This is a genomic window from Streptomyces sp. NPDC018019 (assembly GCF_044327805.1).
In the GTDB taxonomy this organism is placed as follows: domain Bacteria; phylum Actinomycetota; class Actinomycetes; order Streptomycetales; family Streptomycetaceae; genus Streptomyces.
The window spans coordinates 19,194-40,434 of sequence record NZ_JBIRGD010000021.1; the positions used below are offsets into that span (position 1 = coordinate 19,194).

Consider the following 21,241-nt stretch of genomic DNA (forward strand, 5'->3'; position numbering starts at 1 on the left):
CGCACCGAACCCTTCCCACCCGCAGGTCCTCCAGGAGGTTGCTGTCATGACCGCACGTATCGAGCCGGGTCTGCCGCTCACCGCGGCCCAGACCGAGATCTGGTTCGACGAGCAGTTCGCCGACGGCGACCTGGCCTACAACATGGCCGACCACTTCGACATCCGCGGCCCGCTGGACGCCGCCCGCCTGGAGACGGCGCTGCGCCTGGCCCTCGACGAGGCCGAGTGCTTCCGCGTCCGCTTCACCGAGGCGGACGGCGAGCCCCGGCAGACCGTCGAGCCCCTGGAGACCCTGCCGTACACCACGGTCGACCTGAGCGGCGCCGACGACCCGGAGGCCGCCGCCCGCGCCTGGATGGCCCGGGACCTGGACCGCCCGATCGACGTCCTGTCCTTCCCGCTGATGCGGGCCGCGCTGCTCACCCTCGGCCCCGGCCGGGCGTTCCTCTACCTGTGCGCGCACCACATCGTCAGCGACAGCTTCGTCCGCCCGCTGTTCTACCGCCGGCTGGCCGACCTCTACACCGCCCTGCACGAGGGCCGCCCCACCGACGAGGGGCAGCTGCCGCCGCTGAAGACACTGGTGGACGACGAGATCGCGTACGCGTCGTCGCGGCGCGCCGAGCGGGACCGCGCCTACTGGGCCCGTGCCTACGCCGACGCACCCGACCCGGTCAGCTTCTCCGGCCGTGAACCGGCCCCCGCCCGCGGCTTCCTGCGCCGCAGCACGACCCTCCCGCGGCCGGTGGTGCAGCGCCTGCGCGCCGCCGCGAGCCGCGCCCGGGTGACCTGGCCGACGCTGGTGATCGCCGCCGCTGCCGCCTACACGCAGCGGCTGACCGGCGCGGACGAGATCCTGCTGACCCTGCCGGTCAACGCGCGCACCAGCGCCGCCGGCCGCTCGGTGCCCGGCATGGTCGCCAACTACCTTCCGCTGCGCGTCGCCATCGCGCCCGGCACCACGCCCGGCCAGCTGCTGCGCACGGTCGCCGACGCCCTGCTGCGGACGCTGAACCACCAGCGCTACCGAGGCGACCGGGTACGCCGCGACATGGGCCTGCGGGCCGACGACCGGCGCCCCTTCGGCCCGTTCGTCAACGTCCTGCCGCCCGAGCCGGAACTCGCCTTCGGTCCCTGCGCGGTGACCCTCACCAACCTGTCCACCGGCATCGTCAACGACTTCATGTTCGCGGTCTCCGACTCCGCGGGCGACGACGTCGAGATCCACCTCAACGCCAACCCCGAGCTGTACTCCGCCGCCGACCTCGACGCCCACCGCGACCGCTTCGCCGCCTTCCTGGACGCCCTGTCGCAGGCGGCGGCCGACCGCCCGCTCGCGGGCGTCGGGGTGCTCGCGGAGGCGGAGTCGCGGCGGCTGCTGGTGGAGTGGAACGCGACGGAGCGCGGTGGTGGTTTCGCGGGTGTGGTGGAGCGGGTGCGGGAGCACGCGTCGGCTCGTCCGGATGCGGTGGCGGTGGCCGACGGTGAGGTGCGGGTTTCTTACGGGTCCCTTGCCGTGTGGGCCGATGGTGTGGCCGGGCGTCTGACGGAGGCCGGGGCTGAGTTGGGTTCGCTGGTGGCTGTGCTCGGTGAGCCTGGGGCCCGCTATGTCGGGGGTGTGCTGGGCGTTTTGCAGGCGGGTGCCGCGTGGCTGCCGTTGGATGTGGAGGCGCCGATCGCCCGGCAGACGGGTCTGCTCGCGGACAGCGGCGCACGTTTCCTGCTGGCCGGGCCCGGGCAGGTGGCGCGGGCCGAGGAGATCGTGGCGGCGGCCGGTTCCGGCGTACGGGTGCTCGTACTCGATGACCCGTTCCCGGGTGCGGGGACGCGGGCGGAGGGGCTGGGGCCCGTACGTGGGGGTGAGGACGATCTCGCGTATGTGATCTACACCTCCGGTTCCACCGGTCGCCCGAAGGGTGCGATGGTGCACCGGCGCGGCATGGTCAACCACCTGCTGGCCAAGGTCGAGGACCTGGCGATGGCCGAGGGCGATGTGCTGGTGCACAACGCGCCGGTGACCTTCGACATCTCGGTGTGGCAGATGCTGGCCGCGCTGGTGGCGGGTGGCACCACCCGCGTCGTGGACCGGGTGACCGCCGCGGACCCGGACGCGCTGTTCGCGGTGACCGTCGACGAGGACGTGACGGTGCTGGAGGTCGTGCCGTCGCTGCTGCGGGCCGCGCTGGACGCGTGGGAGACGGCGGGGGGATTCCCGTCGCTGCCGAAGCTGCGCTACCTGGTGGTGACGGGCGAGGCGCTGCCGGTGGACGTGTGCCGCCGCTGGTTCGCCCGCTATCCGGGGATTCCGCTGGTCAACGCGTACGGACCCACTGAGTGCTCGGACGACGTGACGCACGCGGTGCTCGACGCGTCGAGCGAGCTGGGCACCCGGACGCCGATCGGGCGGGTGGTGCGCAACACCCGCCTGTATGTGCTGGACGACGCGCTGCGGCCGGTGCCGGTCGGTGTGCCCGGTGAGCTGTATGTGGCGGGCACGGGTGTCGGACGCGGTTATCTCGGTGATCCGGGGCGGACGGCTTCGACGTTCATGGCCGATCCCTTCGGTCCGGCGGGTACGCGGATGTACCGGACCGGTGACCGGGTGGTCTACCGGCCGGACGGGCAGCTGGAGTTCCTGGAGCGCCGGGACCATCAGGTCAAGATCCGTGGCCGGCGTATCGAGCTGGGCGAGATCGAGGCGGCCCTGCGGGCCGACGAGGGTGTCACGGACGCGGCGGCGCAGGTGCACACCGACGCGGCCACCGGCCGTAAGCGCCTGGTCGGCTATCTCGTCGGACCGGCCGGGGCGGACGAGGTGCGCGCCGCGCTGGGCAAGGTGCTTCCCGAGTACATGATTCCCGGTGAGTTCGTCGCGCTCGAAGCCCTGCCGCTCACCCCGAACGGCAAGGTCGACCGCAAGGCCCTCACCGCCCCCGGGACGACCGCCGCGCCCTGGTCCGGCCGCGCCCCGCGCACCCGCGAGGAAGAGGTCCTCTGCGCCGCCTTCGCCGAGGTGCTGAGCCTGCCGTCCGTCGCCGCCGACGCCGACTTCTTCGCGCTCGGTGGGGACAGCATCAGCTCTATCCAGGTCGTGAGCCGGGCCCGTAAGGCGGGCCTGGTATTCGCGCCGCGGGACGTGTTCCTGCGCAAGACCCCGGCCGCCCTGGCCACCGCCGCCCGCGCCGCGCAGGACGCGGCGGCGGTGATCGGCACGGACGACGGGGTCGGCGAGCTGGAGATCATGCCGATCGCCCACCAGCTGCGGGAGGACGGCGGCCCGGTCGCCGGTCCGGTGGGCTCGTTCGCGCAGTACGTCGTCGTGCAGGTCCCGGACGGCGTGGACACCGGGCGGCTGGCCCGTGCGCTGCACGCGGTGACCGACCGGCACGACGCGCTGCGAATGCAACTGGACGTGCCCGTAGAGGGCTTGTGGACCCTGAAGGTAAGGCCGCAGGGCAGTGTGGACCTGACGGGTGCGGTGTCCGAGGCCGCCGTACCGGCCGACGCGGACGGTGACGCGGTGGTCGTCGAACAGGCCGCCGTCGCACAGCGGCGCCTCGACCCGACCGCCGGCCGCCTGCTCCGGGCCGTCCTGCTGAACGCCGGTCCCGCACAGCCCCGGCGGCTGCTGCTGATGGTGCACCACCTGGCCGTGGACGGCGTGTCCTGGCGGGTGCTGCTGCCGGACCTGGCCGCCGCCTGGTCGGCCGTCGAAGCGGGCCGTACGCCGGAACTGGCACCGGTCGGCACCTCGTACCGCAGCTGGGCGCGGCTCCTGGCCGACGACGCGCGTACCGCCGCCCGTACCGCCGAGCTGCCGCTGTGGACCGGGAACGCGAGCGGCCCCGATCCGCTCCCCGGCCTCCGCGGCCTGGACGCCGCGCGGGACACCTACGCGACCGCCCACCGCCTGCGCGTGGAGCTGCCGGCCGAGCAGACCGCGGCCCTGCTGACCGAGGTGGCGCCGGCGTTCCACGCCGAGATCAACGACGTGCTGCTGACCGGGCTCGCGCTGGCGGTGGCCGACTGGCGCCGCCGCAAGCACCCGGCCGACGGCCCGGACGCGGGCACGGACACGCTGATCGAACTCGAAGGCCACGGCCGCGAGCAGGTCGTGGACAACACCGACCTGTCCCGTACGGTCGGCTGGTTCACCAGCGCCTTCCCGGTCCGCCTCGCCCCCGGGGCGCTGGACTGGGACGAGGTCTGGGCGGGCGGCGACGCCGTCGGCACCGCCGTCAAGCGGATCAAGGAGCAGCTGCGGGCCATCCCCGACCACGGCCTGGGCCACGGCCTGCTGCGCTACCTCAACCCGCAGACCAGCGCCCTGCTGGCCCGCCACCCGCGCCCGCGGATCGGGTTCAACTACATGGGCCGGTTCACCGCCGCCGGCGCGGCCGACTGGTCGCTGTCGGGCGAGGGCGCCGCGGTCGGCACCGCCGCCGCTCCCGAGATGCCGCTCCAGCACGTCCTGGAGGTCACCCCGGTCACCGAGGACCGGCCCGACGGCCCGCACCTGGTCGCGGACTGGCTGTGGGCCGGGGAGATCCTGCCGGACGAGGACGCGCGGGACATCGCCCGCACCTGGTTCCGCGCGCTGGAACTGCTGGTGACCCACGCGGCCCGGCCCGGCGCGGGCGGCCGGGTGCCCTCCGACCTGCCCCTGGTGTCGGTCACCCAGGGCGAACTGGACGCGTATGAGGCGGAGATGGCGGCCTCCGGCCTGGCGGACGTGCTGCCGCTGGCGCCGCTCCAGAAGGGCCTGTTGTTCCTGTCCGAGTACGAGCGGGACGGCGTGGACGCGTACGTCCTCCAGCTCGGCCTGGAACTGGGCGGGGACGTGGACGCCGACAGGCTGCGCGCCGCCTGCGCCCAGCTGCTGCACCGGCACCCCAACCTGCGGGCCACCTTCCGGCACCGCGAGACCGGCGCGCCCGTCCAGCTGGTACCGAATGCGGTCGAGGTGCCGTGGCGGGAGACGGACCTGTCCGCCGACGGCGCCGATGCCGTGGCCCGTCTGGCGGACGGGGAACGCGCCCGCCGCTTCGACCTCTCCGACCCGGCCGAGGCGCCCCTGATGCGCTTCGTCCTGGCCCGCACCGGACCGGACCGGCACCGCTTCCTGTGGACGATCCACCACAGCCTGGTGGACGGCTGGTCGATGCCGCTGCTGGTCAAGGAGCTGTTCACGCTGTACGCGGCCGGTTCTGGCGCCGGTGCCGCCGCTGCCGAGCTGCCCGAGCCCGTGCCCTACCGCGACTATCTGGCCTGGCTGGCCGAGCAGGACACCGAGGCGGCGCTGGCGGCGTGGAAGGAGGCCCTGCACGGCGTCGAGGAGCCGACCTTGGCCGCCCCGGAGGGCGCCGGGCGCGCGGCCGTCCTCGCGGAGACGGTCACCACGGCGGTGCCCGAGCCGTTGGCCACCGGGCTCGCCTCCTGGGCACGCGAGCGCGGCCTGACCCTGAACACCGTCTTCCAGGGCTGCTGGGCCCTGCTGCTGGGCAGCCTCACCGGCCGCGACGACATCGTGTTCGGCGCGGTCACCTCCGGCCGCCCGGCCGAGGTCCCCGGCGTCGAGAGCATGATCGGCCTGTTCCTCAACACGGTGCCGGTACGGGTACGGCCCCGGCCCGAGCAGACCGTCGCCGACCTGCTCGCCGGCATCCAGGAACGGCAGTCCGCCCTGATGCCGTACGAACACGCCGGGCTGGCCGAGATCCAGAACCGGGCGGGTATCGGCGACCTCTTCGACACCGTCCTGCTCTTCGAGAACTTCCCGCTGGACGAGGAGAGCGTCCGTGCCGCCGCCACCGGCCTGCGCCTCCTGGAGGCCGAGGCCCGCGACGGGCGGCACTACCCGCTGAGCCTGGCGGTCCTGCCCGGCGCCGGCCACCGGCTGGACCTGCGCTTCGACTACGCGCCCGATCTGTTCCCCCGGGACGCGGTCGAACGGCTCGGCAACCGCTTGCTGCACCTCCTCGCCGCCGTCCCGGCCACCGCCGACCGGCCGCTGGCCGCCCTCGGCCTCGTGGACGAGGCGGAGTCGCGGCGGTTGCTGGTGGAGTGGAACGCGACGGAGCGCGGTGGTGGTTTCGCGGGTGTGGTGGAGCGGGTGCGGGAGCACGCGGCTGCCCGTCCGGATGCGGTGGCGGTGGCCGACGGTGAGGTGCGGGTTTCGTACGGGGCCCTTGCCGTGTGGGCCGATGGTGTGGCCGGGCGTCTGACGGAGGCCGGGGCTGAGTTGGGCTCGCTGGTGGCTGTGCTCGGTGAGCCCGGGGCCCGCTATGTCGGGGGCGTATTGGGTGTCTTGCAGGCAGGCGCCGCGTGGCTGCCGCTGGATGTGGAGGCGCCGATCGCCCGGCAGACGGGTCTGCTCGCGGACAGCGGCGCACGTTTCCTGCTGGCCGGGCCCGGCGAGATGACCCGTGCGCGGGAGATCGCCGAGGCGTACGACGGTGAGCTGCGTGTGCTGTGCCTGGACGAGCCGTTCCCGGGTGCGGGGACGCGGGCGGAGGGGCTGGGGCCCGTACGTGGGGGTGAGGACGATCTCGCGTACGTGATCTACACCTCCGGTTCCACCGGGCGTCCCAAGGGCGCGATGGTGCACCGGCGCGGCATGGTCAACCACCTGCTGGCCAAGGTCGAGGACCTGGCGATGGCCGAGGGCGATGTGCTGGTGCACAACGCGCCGGTGACCTTCGACATCTCGGTGTGGCAGATGCTGGCCGCGCTGGTGGCGGGTGGCACCACCCGCGTCGTGGACCGGGTGACCGCCGCGGACCCGGACGCGCTCTTCGACGTGACGGTGTCCGAAGGCGTCTCCGTCCTCGAAGTCGTGCCGTCGCTGCTGCGGGCCGCGCTGGACGCGTGGGAGACGGCGGGTGACGGGTTCCCCTCGCTGCCGAAGCTGCGCTACCTGGTGGTGACGGGCGAGGCGCTGCCGGTGGACGTGTGCCGCCGCTGGTTCGCCCGCTACCCGGGCATTCCGCTGGTCAACGCCTACGGGCCCACCGAGTGCTCGGACGACGTGACGCACGCCGTACTGACCGTGGACACGGACCTGTCGGGCTCGCGGACGCCGATCGGCCGCGTGGTGCGCAACACCCGCCTGTACGTGCTGGACGACGCGCTGCGCCCCGTACCCGTCGGCGTGCCCGGCGAGCTGTACGTCGCGGGGACCGGCGTGGGCCGTGGCTACCTGGGTGATCCCGCGCGGACAGCCTCGACCTTCATGGCTGACCCCTTCGGTCCGGTGGGTACGCGGATGTACCGGACCGGTGACCGGGTGGTCTACCGGCCGGACGGGCAGCTGGAGTTCCTGGAGCGCCGGGACCATCAGGTCAAGATCCGTGGCCGTCGGATCGAGCTGGGCGAGATCGAGGCGGCCCTGCGGGCCGTCGAGGGTGTCACGGACGCGGCGGCGCAGGTGCACACCGACGCGGCCACCGGCCGTAAGCGCCTGGTCGGCTATCTCGTCGGACCGGCCGATCCCGCCCGCGTACGGGCCGACCTGTTGCTCGTCCTGCCCGAGTACATGGTCCCGGGCGAGTTCGTGACCCTGGGCGCCCTGCCGCTCACCCCGAACGGCAAGGTCGACCGCAAGGCCCTCACCGCCCCCGAGGCGACCGCGCCGGCGCACGGGGGCCGGGCGCCGCGCACCCCGCAGGAGGAGTTCTTCTGTGCGGCCTTCGCCGAGGTGCTGGACCTGCCGTCCGTCGCCGCCGACGCCGACTTCTTCACGCTCGGCGGGGACAGCATCAGCTCCATCCAGCTGGTCGGCCGGGCCCGTAAGGCCGACCTGGTGATCACGCCGCGGGACGTGTTCCTGCACAAGACGCCCGCCGCGCTCGCCACCGCCGCGCAGCCGGCCCAGGAGGCGCCGGCCGCTTACCAGCCGGTGGCCGCCGACCAGCCGCTGGTCGCGCTGTCGGACGACGAACTCGACGAGTTCGACATGGAATTCGGGGACTTTCAGTGAGCTCGGCGAAGGACGAAGGGAAGGGCGCCGTGAAGCGTTCGGGTATCAGTGACGTACTGCCACTGGCGCCGTTGCAGAAGGGACTGTTGTTCCTCTCCGAGTACGACCCGCAGAGCGCGGACGCGTACTCGCTGCAACTGAGCGTCGAGCTGGACGGGCCGCTCGACACGAGCGCGCTGCGCGCCGCGTGCGCCGGGCTGCTGCGGCGCCACCCCAACCTGCGGGCCTGCTTCCGCCGCCGGGCGACCGGTGACCCCGTACAGCTCGTCCCGCACGAGGCCGAGCTGCCGTGGCGTGAACTGGACCTGCCGGACGCGGACGCCGAGCGGTTGCGCGCGGCGGCCGACGAGGAGCGGGGCCGCCGCTTCGACCTGGCCCGGCCGCCGCTGATGCGGTTCGTGCTGGTCCGGCAGTCGGCACAGCGGCACACGTTCATCTGGACGCTGCACCACAGCCTGGCCGACGGCTGGTCGCTGCCGATGCTCATCCAGGACCTGTTCACGCTGTACGCGCACGGCGGCCGGGGGGACGGCGCCGGGCTGCCGGAGGCCGCCCCGTACCGGAACTACCTGGCCTGGCTGGGCGCGCAGGACGAGGCCGCCGCGCACGCCGCGTGGCGCGACGCGCTCGCCGGGCTGGCCGAACCCACCCGCCTGGCCCCGGCGGACGGCCGTACCCCGGTGCTGCCGCACTCGCTGACCATGGACGTGCCCGAGCGGCTGGCGGCCGACCTGGCGGCGCGGGCGCGCGGCCTCGGTGTCACCCTCAACACCGTCTTCCAGGCCGCCTGGTCGCTGGTGCTGGGCGCCCTCACCGGCCGCGAGGACGTGGTGTTCGGCACCGTCACCGCGGGCCGCCCGGCCGAACTGCCCGGTGTCGAGACGATGGTCGGCCTGTTCGCCAACACCATTCCCGTACGGGTGACGGCGCGCCCCGGCCAGACGGTGGCGGCGCTGCTCGCGGACGTCCAGGAGCGGCAGTCCGGGCTGATGCCGTACGAGCACGTCGGGCTCGCCGACATCCAGCGGCAGGCCGGCATCGGTGAACTCTTCGACACCGTCATGCTGTTCCAGAGTTACCCGATGGACGAGGACCGACTGGCGGCGTCGCTGCCGGGGCTGCGGGTCATGGACGCGGCGATCCGCTCCGTCACCCACTACCCGCTCGCCCTCGCCGTGCTGCCCGGCCCCGGCACCCGCCTCGGACTGCGTTTCGACTACGCGCCCGACCTGTACGGGACCGCCGACGCCGAGCGGTTCGGGCGGCGCCTGCTGCGCGTACTGGAGGCCGTCGCCGCCGACCCGGAGCAGCCGCTCGCCCGCATCACCGTGCTGGAACCGGAGGAGGCCGGACTGCTCCGGGCGGCCGGGGACGCCGTGGCCACCGCGGCACCGGCCCGGCCGGTGACCGAGGCCGTCGAGGAGCGGGTACGGGAACTGCCCGACGACACCGCCGTGGTGTGCGGGGACGACGCCCTCACCTACCGCGAGCTGAACGCACGCGCCAACCGCCTCGCGCACGCCCTCGTCGCGCACGGCGCCGGGCCCGGCCGTACCGTCGCCATCGCGCTGCCCCGCTCCACCGGCCTGGTCGTCGCCGCGCTCGCGGTGCTCAAGACCGGCGCCGCCTACCTGCCCGTCGACCCGGACCACCCGGCCGAGCGCAACACCGTGGTCCTGGAGGACACCCGGCCCGTCCTGGCGCTCACCACGACGGCCACCGACGGCGGCCTGCCGGACGCCGGACAGACCCGCTGGGTCATGGACCGCGAGGACGTCGCGGCGCTGGTGGCGGGGTATCCCGACACCGACCTCACCGACACGGACCGGGCCCGTCCGCTCGGCGCCGACGACGCCGCGTACGTCCTGTTCACCTCCGGCTCCACCGGCCGCCCCAAGGGCGTCGTGGTCACCCGGGGCGGCTTCGCCAACGTCATCGAGGACATCCGGCACCGGTACGCCCTGGAGCGCGGCGAAACGCTGCTCAGCGTCACCACGTTCGGCTTCGACATCGCCAACACCGAACTGTTCGGGCCGCTGGTCAGCGGCGCCCGGCTGGCCCTGGCCGACCGGGAGACCGTACGGGACCCGGCCGCGCTCGGCCGCGCGGTCACCGCCACCGGCGCCACGGTCCTCCAGGCCACGCCGAGCCTGTGGCAGGCGCTGGTCACCGCGGCACCGGACGTGCTCGGCGGCGTCCGGGGCTTCGTCGGCGGCGAGGCGCTGAGCGAGCCGCTGGGCGAGGCGCTGCGCAAGGCCACCGCGAGCATCACCAACATGTACGGGCCCACCGAGACCACCATCTGGTCCACCGCCGCCCCGGCGCTGGACGGCGTCCGGCCCGGCGCGCCCGCCATCGGCTTCCCGGTCGCCAACACCCGGCTGCACATCCTGGACGACTGGCTGCGGCCGGTCGCGCCCGGTGTGGTCGGCGAGCTGTACATCGCGGGCGCCGGACTCGCCCGCGGCTACCTGGGCCGCCCCGGCCTGACCGCCGAGCGGTTCGTGGCCGACCCGGCCGGCGGACGGATGTACCGCACCGGCGACCTGGTGCGCCTCGGCGCCGACGGGCAGGTGGAGTACGTCGGGCGCGCCGACCACCAGGTCAAGATCCGCGGCTTCCGCATCGAGCTGGGCGAGATCGAGAACGCGCTGTCCGGCCACCCGGAGATCGGCCAGGCCCTCGTCGCCGTACGGGAGGCGCGGCCGGGCGAACCGCTGCTGGCCGGCTATCTCACCCCGGCCGAGGGCGCCGCGGCGCCGGAGCCCGGCGCGCTGCGCGCCTACCTGGCCGAGCGGGTGCCGGAGTACATGGTGCCCGCCGCCTTCGTCACCCTGGACGCCCTGCCGCTCACCCCGAACGGCAAAGTGGACCGCAAGGCCCTGCCCGACCCCGAGCTGCGGCACCGGGCCACCGGCCGGGCCGTGCGCAGCCCGCAGGAAGACCTGCTGTGCCAGGTGTTCGCCGAGGTGCTGGGCCTGCCGCGGTTCGGTCCCGAGGAGGACTTCTTCGCGCACGGCGGGCACTCCCTGCTGGCCGCGCGGGTGGTGAGCCGTATCCGTACGGTCCTGGGGGCCGAGGTCCCGGTCCGTGCCCTGTTCGAGGCGCCCACGCCCGCGGGGCTGGCCGAGCGGCTGCCGCGCGCCGGAACCGCGCGCCCCGCCCTGCGCCCGGGAGTCCGGCCGGAGGACGTACCGCTGTCCTACGCCCAGCTGCGGCTGTGGTTCCTCAACCGGCTGGACGGCGCGCACGGCACGTACAACATCCCGCTCGCCCTGCGCCTGACCGGCGACCTCGACCGGGACGCGCTGAGCGGCGCGCTGCGCGACCTCGTGGGCCGTCACGAGAGCCTGCGGACGGTCTTCCCCGACCGTGACGGGAACCCGCGCCAGCACGTACTGCCCTTGGCGGAGACCGGGTTCGGGCTGCGTGAGCACCCGGCCGACGCGGCACGTCTGGACGCACTGCTGGCCGGGGAAGCCGCCCGCGGCTTCGACCTGGCCCACGAGATCCCGCTGCGCGCGGACCTGTTCCGGCTGTCCGCCACCGAGCATGTGCTGCTGCTCGTCCTGCACCACATCGCGGGCGACGGCTGGTCGCTGACCCCGCTGGCCGGCGACCTCGCCCGCGCCTACGCCGCCCGGCGCGGCGGCACGGCCCCGGAGTGGGCCGAACTGCCCGTCCAGTACGCGGACTACGCGCTGTGGCAGCGCGAGGTGCTCGGCGACGAGGACGACGCCGGCAGCCCCGCCGCCCGCCAGCTCGCGTACTGGAAGAACGCGCTGGCCGGACTGCCCGAGGAGATCGGGCTGCCCGCGGACTTCGCCCGCCCGGCCGTCGCCGGGCACGAGGGCGCCGAGCACACCGCGGTCCTCGGCCCGGACCTGCACCGCGCCCTGGCCGGACTGGCCCGCGCGCACGGCGTCAGCCTGTTCATGGTCGTCCAGGCCGCGCTGGCCGCACTGCTGACCCGTATGGGCGCCGGGGAGGACATCCCGCTCGGCAGCCCGATCGCGGGCCGTACGGACGAGGCGCTGGACGACCTGGTGGGCTTCTTCACCAACACCCTCGTCCTGCGCACGGACACCTCGGGCGACCCGGCCTTCACCGAACTGCTGCGCCGCGTACGGGAAACGGACCTGGCCGCGTACGAGAACCAGGATCTGCCGTTCGAGCGGCTGGTCGAGGTCTGCAACCCGGTCCGGTCGCTGGCCCGGCAGCCGCTGTTCCAGGTCATGCTGGCGTTCCAGAACACGGCCGGTGCCACGGTCGCGCTGCCGGGGCTGTCGGCGGCCGTACAGCCGGTGGGCAGCACCACGGCCAAGTTCGACCTGGCGTTCCAGCTCACCGAGCGGTCCGCGGAAGACGTCGCGGAGGGTACGGAGTTCGGCGGCATCGACCTGGTCGTCGAGTACAGCACCCAGCTGTTCCGGCCGGAGACCGTCCGGCAGCTCACCGAACGCTTCACCCGGGTCCTGACGGCCGTGGCCGCCGCCCCGAAGGCGCCGCTGAGCAGCATCGACGTCCTGGGCGACGCGGAGCGCCGGCGCGTCGTCGGCGACTGGAACAGCGCCACCACCGAGGTGCCCGCACGGACCGTCGCGCAGCTCTTCGAGGCGCACGCCGCCCGGCAGCCGGACCACGAGGCCGTCGTCCTCCGCGACACCTCGCTGACGTACGGGGAGCTGAACGCGCGCGCCAACCGGCTGGCCCGTGTGCTGGCCGGGCGCGGCGCCGGGCCCGGCACGCTGGTCGGCCTGCTGCTGCCCCGGTCGGTCGAGATGATCGTGTCGATCCTGGCCGTCCTGAAGTCCGGTGCGGCCTATCTGCCGCTGGACCCGGACTATCCGGCCGACCGGATCGCGTACATGGTCGGCGACGCCGCACCGGTCTGCGTACTGGCCGCGCCCGGGACGGGCGGGACCCTGCGGGACGGCGGGGCGCAGGTGATCGAACTCGACGGCGGCCTCGCGGGCGACGCGGTGCCGGGCACCGACCTGACCGACGCCGACCGTACCCGGCCGCTGACCCGCCGTGACGCCGCGTACGTGATCTACACGTCCGGATCGACCGGGCGGCCCAAGGGCGTGGTGGTCGAGCACGCGGGCGTGGCCGCGCTCGCCGCCGACCACATCCGGCGCTTCGGGCTCGGCGCACGCTCCCGCGTGCTCCAGTTCGCCTCGCCGAGCTTCGACGCGGCCACCGCCGAACTGTCGATGGCCCTGCTGTCCGGCGGCACGCTGGTACTGGCCACACCGGAGAGCCGCGGCCCCGGCGAGCCGCTGGCCGAGCTGATCACCCGGCACGGCGTCAACCTCGCCGTGCTGCCCCCGGTCGTGCTGGCGGCCTTCCCCGAGGACGTCACCCTGCCGGGCGACCTGACCCTGATCACCGCGGGCGAGGCACTGCCGTCCGAGGTCGCCGCCCGCTGGTCGGCCGGCCGGTCCCTGTACAACTGCTACGGGCCCACCGAGTCCACCGTCTGCGCCACCTCCAGCGACCCGCTCACCGGCGCCGGCAGGCCGCCCATCGGCCGACCGCTGGCCAACACCCGGGCGTACGTGCTGGACGGCCGGCTGAACCCGGTCGCGCCCGGCGTGACCGGCGAGCTGTACCTCGCGGGCGCCCAGCTGGCGCGCGGCTACCTCGGCCGCCCGGGCCTGACCGCCGGGCGCTTCGTGGCCGACCCGTTCGGCCCGGCGGGCGCGCGGATGTACCGCACCGGCGACCTGGCGCGCTGGACGGCGGACGGCATCCTCGAATACGCCGGGCGCGTCGACGACCAGGTCAAGCTGCGCGGCTTCCGTATCGAACTCGGCGAGATCGAGAGCGCGCTGGCCGCGCACCCCGGCATCGCCCAGGCGGTCGCCGCCGTACGGGAGGACCGCCCCGGCGACCGGCGGCTGGCCGCGTACCTCGTACCGGAGGACGCGCCGGTGCCCGCCGCCGCGCTGCGCGAGCACCTGTCCGGACTGCTGCCGGACTACATGGTCCCCAGCGCCTTCGTGACGCTGGACGCCCTGCCGCTCACCCCGAACGGCAAGGTCGACCGCAAGGCCCTGCCCGCCCTCGATCCGACCGCGGCGGCCGCCCACGGCCGCGCCCCGCGCACGGCCCACGAGACGCTGCTCTGCCAGGTCTTCGCCGAGGTCCTGAACCTGCCCGCGGTCGGCGCCGAGGCGGACTTCTTCGAGCTGGGCGGCGACAGCATCCGCTCCGTCCAGGTCGTCGGCCGGGCCCGCACGGCCGGTCTCGACCTCGCGCTGCCCGACGTGTTCCGGCACAAGACCGTCGAAGCGCTGGCGGCGGCCCTGGAGCGGAGCGGCCGGGCCACCGGCACCACGTTCCTGGACCGGGTACGGCAGCGGCTGGACGACCCGGCCGCCGGCGCCGCGCCGCTGGACCCGTACGGCCCGGTGCTGCCGCTGCGCTCCACCGGCGACCTCCCGCCGCTGTTCTGCGTGCACGGCGGCATGGGCTTCGCCCTGCCCTACCTCGGACTCACCGGGCACATCGACGAACGGCACCCGGTGTACGGCCTCCAGGCGTCCGGCCTGAGCGGCACGGGCCCGCTGCCGGGGAGCATCGCGGAGGTCGCGGCCGAGTACGTCGAGCGGGTCCGCGCGATCCAGCCGGCCGGCCCGTACCACCTGCTCGGCTGGTCCTACGGCGGCATCGTCGCGCACGAGATGGCGGTGCAGCTGGAGGCGGCGGGCGAGAACGTGGCGCTCCTCGCCAACCTGGACAGCTACCCGGCCGGGCCCGCCGATCCCGTCCCCACGGACGCGGAACTGCTGACCGCCGTCCTCGAATACTGCGGCCTGGAGAGCACGTCCGAGGCGGACGGCGACGGGCCGACACCCGAGACGGTCCGCGACGCCCTGCGCCGGGCCGACAGCCCGCTGGGCGACCTGGACATCCCCCGGCTCGTGGACGTCATGCGCAACCACGTCCGCCTCGTCCAGGAGCACACACCGGGCCGCGTACGGGCTCCGATGCACCTGTTCGTCGCGGAACTCGGCCTGACCCCGGCGGAGCGCGCCGCACGGCCCGGCCGGTGGGCCGCGCACACCGGCGACACGACGGTTCACCCGGCCCCGTGCGGCCACGAATTCATGATGCATTCCGGGCCGCAGACCGCCATCGGCCGCGCCGTCGCCGCCGAACTCGGCCTGCTGCACGGCTGACCCGCCCCCGTACCACCCACGATCGCGAGGAGACTCCCATGGCGAACCCCTTGGACAACGAAGACGGCACCTTCCACGTCCTGGTCAACGACGAGGGCCAGCACAGCATCTGGCCGGTCTTCGCCGAGGTGCCGGCGGGCTGGACGATCACCCTCGAAGCGCGGCCCCGCGCCGAGGCGCTGGCCGCCGTCGAGCGCGACTGGACCGACATGCGGCCCAAGAGCCTCGCCACCGCCCACGCCGGCAGCTGACCGCGATGGGGGCGGACACCGCGGTCTACGCGGAAGGGCTGCAGAAGCGCTACAAGAGCCACCACGCGCTGCGCGGCGTCGACCTGTCGGTGGCCGCCGGCTCGGTGCTCGGTGTGCTCGGCCCCAACGGGGCGGGCAAGACGACGACCGTACGGGTGCTGTCCACGCTGCTGACGCCGGACGCCGGGCACGCCACCGTCGCCGGGTACGACGTGGTGCGCCAGAGCAAGGAGGTGCGCCGCCGGATCGGCCTGGCCGGACAGTACGCGGCCGTCGACGAGCTGCTCACCGGGCGCGAGAACCTGGTCCTGCTCGGCCGGCTGCTGCGGCAGGGCCGGCGCGGCGCCCGGCAGCGGGCCGCCGAACTGCTCACCCGGTTCGAGCTGGAGGACGCCGCCGACCGTCCGGTGGGCACCTACTCCGGCGGTATGCGGCGCCGGCTCGACCTGGCCACCTGCATCATCGGCCGGCCGCCGGTGCTCTTCCTGGACGAGCCGACCACCGGCCTGGACCCGACCAGCCGCACCGTGCTGTGGAAGGTGGTGCGCGAACTCGTCGGCGAGGGCATCACCGTCCTGCTCACCACGCAGTACCTGGAGGAGGCCGACCAGCTGGCCGACCAGATCGTGGTGATCGACACCGGCAAGGTGATCGCCGCGGGCACCCCGGCCGAACTCAAGCGCACCGTCGGCACCGACCACCTCCAGGTCGCGGTCGCCCGCCCCGGCCAGCTGCCCACCGCGCTGTCCGCCGTCTCCGCCCTGGCCGCCGCCGAGCCGGTGGTGGACGCCGCGGCGCTGCGGCTGACCGTGCAACTCGACACCGGCCTGGAGAGCGTGGCCGCACTCGCCGGCGCGCTGCGGGCCGCGGGCGTCGAGGTCACCGACTTCGAGGTACGGCGCCCCACCCTCGACGACGTGTTCTTCCAACTGACCGAGCGCAACGAGCCGGAGACGAGCGTCCATGAGTGAAGTCCGCGTCGCCACCGTGCCGCCGGGCGGCCCGTTCGCGGGCCTGGCCGACACCGCCGCCCTGGCCGGGCGGCACCTGCTGCACCTGCGGCGGGCGCCGGGGAAGTTCCTCGGCATCGTGATGAACCCGCTGATCCTGCTGATCGCGGTGGGCTATCTCTTCCGCAACTCCATCTCGGTGCCCGGCAGCGGCAACTACCAGGAGTACCTGATGGCCGGGGTGGCCGTGCAGGTCGGACTGGCGAGCATCGGGCCCACCGCCATCGGTGTGGCGATGGACATGCGCGGCGGGCTGGTGGACCGCTTCCGGTCGCTGCCGGTCTCCCGTACGGCCGTCCTGGTCGGCCAGACGCTCTCCGACCTGATCGTCTCGGCGCTCGGGCTGGTGATCGTGATGCTGGTGGGCCTGGCCGTCGGCTGGCGCCCGCACGCGGGCCCGCTGTCGGTGGCGGCCGGCTTCGCCCTGATCCTTGCCTTCATCTACACCATGCTCTGGGTGGGCGTGCTGCTCGGCCTGCTCCTGCGGTCGCCGGAGACCATCGACTCGGTCGGCGCGATCGTGCTGGTGGCGTTCTCGTTCCTGTCGAACGCCTTCTTCTCCGTGGCGGGGCTGCCGTCGTGGATCCGGCCGCTGGCCGAATGGAACCCGGTCAGCGCGGTGGTCACGGCCTGCCGCACCCTGTGGGGCAATCCGGTGGTGACCGGTACGGGCTTCCCGGCGGACCACCCGGTCCTGGTGACGGCGGGCACGCTCGCCGTGCTGCTGGCCGTGTGCGTACCGCTGAGCCTGCGGGCGTACCGGAAGGCGTGAGCGGGCGGATGCGGCGCCACCGGGGCCGGACGGACGAACGGGGCGCCACGGGGACTCGTATGAGCCCCGGGGTGGCGCCCCGTTCATCTCAGCGAACAATCCGGGCAGGGTCGGCCCGGTCAGGCCCGTGCGTCCAGCACCGGGTCCTGGGACAGTACGGACTGGTACAACTCCCGCAGCGAACGCCCGACATCGAGCCCGAGTTCGTTCACCAGCCAGGCGCGGGTGCGCTGGTACACGTCCAGCGCCTCGCTCTGTCTGCCGCAGCGATAGAGCGCAATCATCAGCTGCTCGCTGAAACGCTCCCGCCCGGGGTGTGCCACGACCAGTTCCTGGAGGTCGGCGATGACGTCACGTTCGCCGCCGGTGTGCAGCTTGACCATCACCAGGTCTTCCCGGAGCGTCATCAGCCGCTCTTCGAGCTGGGCGGCCGTGGACCGGCAGAGCAGTCCTTCGCCCGCGTCCAGCAGCGCCGGACCGCGCCACAGCCGTAGCGCCTCGTTCAGCACCTCGCCGGCCCGCCCGGGGTCGTCGCGCAGCAACTCCGAGCCCTGGGAGGCCAGTCTGAGGAACCGGACGGCGTCCGTCGACTCGGGCGGCAGCGCGAGCAGATAGCTGTTGTTGGCCGTCACCACCATGTCGTTGGGATGCACGCCCAGTTCCCAGCTCTCCAGCAGCTTGCGCAGCCGCACGGTGTTGGCGTGCAGCGCGTTCCTGCTGTTCGCCAGGTCCTTGTCGGGCCACAGCTCGGTGACCAGCGTGTCCCAGGAAACCGTCCGCCCGGCGTGCAACGCCAGGACGGTTAACAGGGTGCGCACCTTCTTCGCACGTATCCGGTAGGTCTTTCCCCCGTGTTCGACGCCCATCGGGCCAAGAACATTGATCAGCACCGGTGTGTCCCATCCCCGCTGGTGCTCGTAGAGCCCGCATCTGCCGGCGACTGTCCCCCCGGTCCGGTAGGAGCGGAAGCTCGGCGGCGCGCCCTACCCCCGGGACCCGGCTGCCATCGCGAATGCCAACGCTACGTACGCAGCATGTCTTTGACGCTTTTTGTCGCTCTCTTGGTGGTCTATACCTAGACCATTGAGATCTTTCCTCCTTCGATGATGCCTGTCAAGCGTCGAGAAAGGTGCATAAATCCGCCAAAGGGCAGGGTAAGTCTTGAGTTTCAAAGGCATCTTTGCCAAGTCGCGTCGGTGCGCGGCGCCTTCGCCGCCCCCGCGCCCCGGCGGTGCGGTGACCAGGCCCTCGACACTCCGGGACCTTTGCCGTCAAGACCGACAACCGTCCGGACCCGCTGATTCCGCAATGGGTCCGCCGGGCGCGTCGGTTACGCGAATATTCCCCGTGCCGAATTTCTCACCCGACTGCCCAATTCAAGCGTCAACGACCGTACGTCGGCCGTTCGTGGAATCTTCATGGCGGGGTGGCGCAATTGCCGGACCGGCAGCGTCACTTTGCCACCACGCGCCACCGGCCGGGCGGGCCGCCGGCCCCGCGGCTCCGCGCCGGCCCCACCCGCGATACCCCATCGGTCACCGATGGCGTTTGATGTACGGGGCATCCTTTGCCCGACCGCAGGTCACGGGGGCACCGGCCGGACACCCGCACGTCCGGCCACCAGCACGACAGATACGGAGCGTTCCACTTGTCCGCCAGAGTTCTGACGACCCGCGCAGCAGCCGTCGCCGGCGGCGCCCTGCTGGCCCTCACTCCCTTGACCGCCCAGGCGGCCCAGACAGCCCCGGCGCCCCAGGCCCCGCACGCCGCTTCAGCCGCCCAGGCGCCCCGAGTCCCCCAAACCCTTCCCACCATCGCCGCCAAGGGCGCCGTCCTCATCGACGGCACGAACGGCACCACCCTCTTCGGCAAGGAGGCGGACACGGCCCGCCCCATAGCCAGCACCGCGAAGATCATGGCGGCTTCGGTGGTCCTGGAGACCCCGGGCGTCGACCTGGAGGAGCGGGTCCCCGTACAGCAGAAGTACCGCGATTACGTCACCGAACACGGCTCCAGCACCGCGGACCTCCAGACCGGCGACAAGCTCACCGTCCGCCAGCTGCTCTACGCCACCCTCCTGCCCTCCGGCGCGGACGCCGCCTACGCCCTCGCCGACACCTTCGGCACCGGCGCCACCAGCGAGGACCGCACCCGGTCCTTCATCACCCGGATGAACGAGGAGGCCGCCGAACTCGGCCTGCCGCACACCAGGTTCGACTCCTTCGACGGCGCGGGCGCCGACTCCAGCACCCCGGCCGAACTGGCGAAGCTGGCCCGGCACGCCATGCAGGACGACACCTTCCGCACCATCGTCAAGACCAAGCAGTACAAGGGCGAGGCCCCCGCCGCCAACGGCCGCACCCGCTACTACACCTGGAACAACACCAACCAGCTGCTCGGCTCCTACAACGGCGCCATCGGCATCAAGACCGGCACCACCACCCCGGCCGGCGACTGCCTCGTCTTCGCCGCCACCCGCGGCGACAAGACCCTCATCGGCACCGTCCTCAACAGCAAGGACCGCTACACCGACGCCGCGAAACTCCTCGACCACGGCTTCGGCACCACCCCCGCCGAACCCATGAAGCTCCGCGCCCTCCCGGCGAACAGCCAGCGGGACTGAGCCACCTGGGCTGATCCTCCTGACCGGGCCGAACGTCCGACCGGCCCGAACACGGCGACAGGCGCGGCCCAGTGATGGCCGCGCCTGTCGCGCACCGCCTCGCTCCGCGCCCGTACGGAATCGGGACAGTCCCCCCGCCGTCACCCCGCGCTACGGCGGACCGGGAAGCCGTGCGTACGGGCCACGAGAACCACCGCCAGTACCGGGACCAGCAGAACCAGCACGCTCCAGGGGAACGACGAGGTGCCGAGCGCGTCCAGCAGGATGCCGCCGGCCACGCCGCCGCCTGCCATGGCCACGTTCCACAGGGTGACCAGCATGGCCTGCGCCGCGTCGGCCTGGTCGCCACCGGCGTCACCCGCCGCGGTCTGGAGCAGGGTCGGCGCCCCGCCCCAGCCGAAGCCCCAGAGCACCACCGCCACATACACCAGTGCGGGTACGTCGGCGAGCAGCGCCAGGACCGCGCCGGCCACCGCGATGAGAAGTGTGCCGGCGATCATCAGGGCGCGCAGCCGCCGGTTGATCAGGGCGCCGACGGCCCAGATGCTGAGCAGCGAGGCACCGCCGAAGACCAGCAGGACGACGTCGGTCTGTCCGCCCATCCCCAGGTGGTCGAGGAAGGTGGCGACATAGGTGTAGAGGATGGTGTGGGCGAGGACGAACAGGAGGGTGACCACGAGGACCGGGGTCACACCGGGCACCTTGAGCGCTCCCAGCATCGAGGGTGAGGTGCCCTTCTCCGTACGCTGCCCGGGGTAGTCGGGAACGGCGGCCAGGATCCACCCGAGCAGGACGACGGTCAGCCCGGTCATGATGAGGAAGGCGGCCTGCCAGCTGATGAGCTTGCCGATGAACGTCCCGGCCGGCACTCCGAGGGAGAGCGCGACGGGGATACCGGCCATGGCCACCGCGATGGCCCTGCCCTCCAGGTGCGCCGGGGCCATCCGGCGGGCGTAACCGGCGAGCAGCGCCCAGGCCAGCCCGGCGGCGACCCCCGCGGCGAACCGGGCCACCATGGTCAGCGGGTAGGACGCGGAGAGCGCGGTCACCGTGTTGGCGACGGCGAAACCGGACATCGCGGTCAGCAACAGCCTCCGGCGGCGCCACCCGGCGGTGGCGGCGGACAGCGGCATCGCCGTGAGCACGGTGCCGAGGGCATAGACGGTCACCGTCTGGCCGGTGGCCGGCTCACCGACCCCGAGGTCGCCGCTCATCGCGGGCAGCAGCCCGGCCGGCAGCGTCTCGGTGAGACTCGTGATGAACACGGCGGTCGCCAGCGCGAGCAGCGCCGGAACGGGAAGCTTCGTGTACGGACGCGGCGACACCGCGTCTCCAGCCAGGGAACCCCTGGTCAGCTCTGTGTGCGACATGGCAGCATGCTGAAACCCTCACATAGGTGTGAAGGTCAAGCCGGCCCGGC

Annotated in this window: 8 protein-coding genes; 6 read left to right on the top strand and 2 right to left on the bottom strand. The window is 73.4% G+C overall.

Features of this window, described 5'->3' with window-relative positions; genetic code table 11:
* Positions 1-46 precede the first annotated feature (46 nt).
* The 5 genes from ACH4FX_RS29575 to ACH4FX_RS29595 are packed head-to-tail and all read left to right on the top strand — an operon-like array spanning position 47 to position 17,198.
* Positions 47-7,978 carry an amino acid adenylation domain-containing protein gene (locus ACH4FX_RS29575; RefSeq protein WP_398484047.1) on the top strand — a complete coding sequence of 2,644 codons (7,932 nt, stop codon included), beginning with the start codon at positions 47-49 and terminating at the stop codon, positions 7,976-7,978.
* Between the two features lie 29 nt (positions 7,979-8,007).
* The gene (locus ACH4FX_RS29580) at positions 8,008-15,165 is read left to right on the top strand and encodes an amino acid adenylation domain-containing protein (RefSeq protein WP_398484049.1); all 7,158 of its coding nucleotides are present in this window, start codon (positions 8,008-8,010) and stop codon (positions 15,163-15,165) included.
* A gap of 38 nt (positions 15,166-15,203) precedes the next feature.
* Entirely contained in the window at positions 15,204-15,416 is a 213-nt protein-coding gene (locus tag ACH4FX_RS29585; protein WP_398484050.1) for an MbtH family protein, read from the top strand.
* A 5-nt stretch (positions 15,417-15,421) separates the two neighbouring features.
* Positions 15,422-16,387, top strand: coding sequence for an ATP-binding cassette domain-containing protein (locus ACH4FX_RS29590; protein WP_398484052.1), 966 nt, complete (start codon positions 15,422-15,424; stop codon positions 16,385-16,387).
* Positions 16,380-17,198 (top strand): ABC transporter permease, encoded by an 819-nt coding sequence (locus tag ACH4FX_RS29595; protein ID WP_398484054.1) that lies wholly within the window; start codon positions 16,380-16,382, stop codon positions 17,196-17,198. Before ACH4FX_RS29590 ends, ACH4FX_RS29595 begins: the two co-directional genes overlap by 8 nt.
* A gap of 119 nt (positions 17,199-17,317) precedes the next feature.
* On the opposite strand, the gene ACH4FX_RS29600 is transcribed toward ACH4FX_RS29595, so the two are convergent.
* A complete protein-coding gene (locus ACH4FX_RS29600) occupies positions 17,318-18,064 on the bottom strand; it encodes a BTAD domain-containing putative transcriptional regulator (protein WP_398484056.1) in 747 nt (248 codons plus the stop codon).
* A 782-nt stretch (positions 18,065-18,846) separates the two neighbouring features.
* Between ACH4FX_RS29600 and ACH4FX_RS29605 the strand changes: the two genes are divergently transcribed.
* Complete coding sequence (locus ACH4FX_RS29605) at positions 18,847-19,821, top strand: D-alanyl-D-alanine carboxypeptidase family protein (protein ID WP_398484058.1); 975 nt, start codon at positions 18,847-18,849, stop codon at positions 19,819-19,821.
* A gap of 140 nt (positions 19,822-19,961) precedes the next feature.
* Here ACH4FX_RS29605 and ACH4FX_RS29610 read toward each other — a convergent pair whose 3' ends face one another.
* The gene (locus ACH4FX_RS29610; RefSeq protein WP_398484060.1) at positions 19,962-21,191 is read right to left on the bottom strand and encodes an MFS transporter; all 1,230 of its coding nucleotides are present in this window, start codon (positions 21,189-21,191) and stop codon (positions 19,962-19,964) included.
* Between the last annotated feature and the right edge of the window lie 50 nt (positions 21,192-21,241).

Bases quoted from the DNA above. Each gene is read 5' to 3' on its own strand.
- ACH4FX_RS29595 (WP_398484054.1), top strand. From the start codon at position 16,380: ATGAGTGAAGTCCGCGTCGCCACCGTGCCGCCGGGCGGCCCGTTCGCG.
- ACH4FX_RS29575 (WP_398484047.1), top strand. From the start codon at position 47: ATGACCGCACGTATCGAGCCGGGTCTGCCGCTCACCGCGGCCCAGACC.
- ACH4FX_RS29590 (WP_398484052.1), top strand. From the start codon at position 15,422: ATGGGGGCGGACACCGCGGTCTACGCGGAAGGGCTGCAGAAGCGCTAC.
- ACH4FX_RS29610 (WP_398484060.1), bottom strand. From the start codon at position 21,191: ATGTCGCACACAGAGCTGACCAGGGGTTCCCTGGCTGGAGACGCGGTG.
- ACH4FX_RS29585 (WP_398484050.1), top strand. From the start codon at position 15,204: ATGGCGAACCCCTTGGACAACGAAGACGGCACCTTCCACGTCCTGGTC.
- ACH4FX_RS29600 (WP_398484056.1), bottom strand. From the start codon at position 18,064: ATGGGCGTCGAACACGGGGGAAAGACCTACCGGATACGTGCGAAGAAG.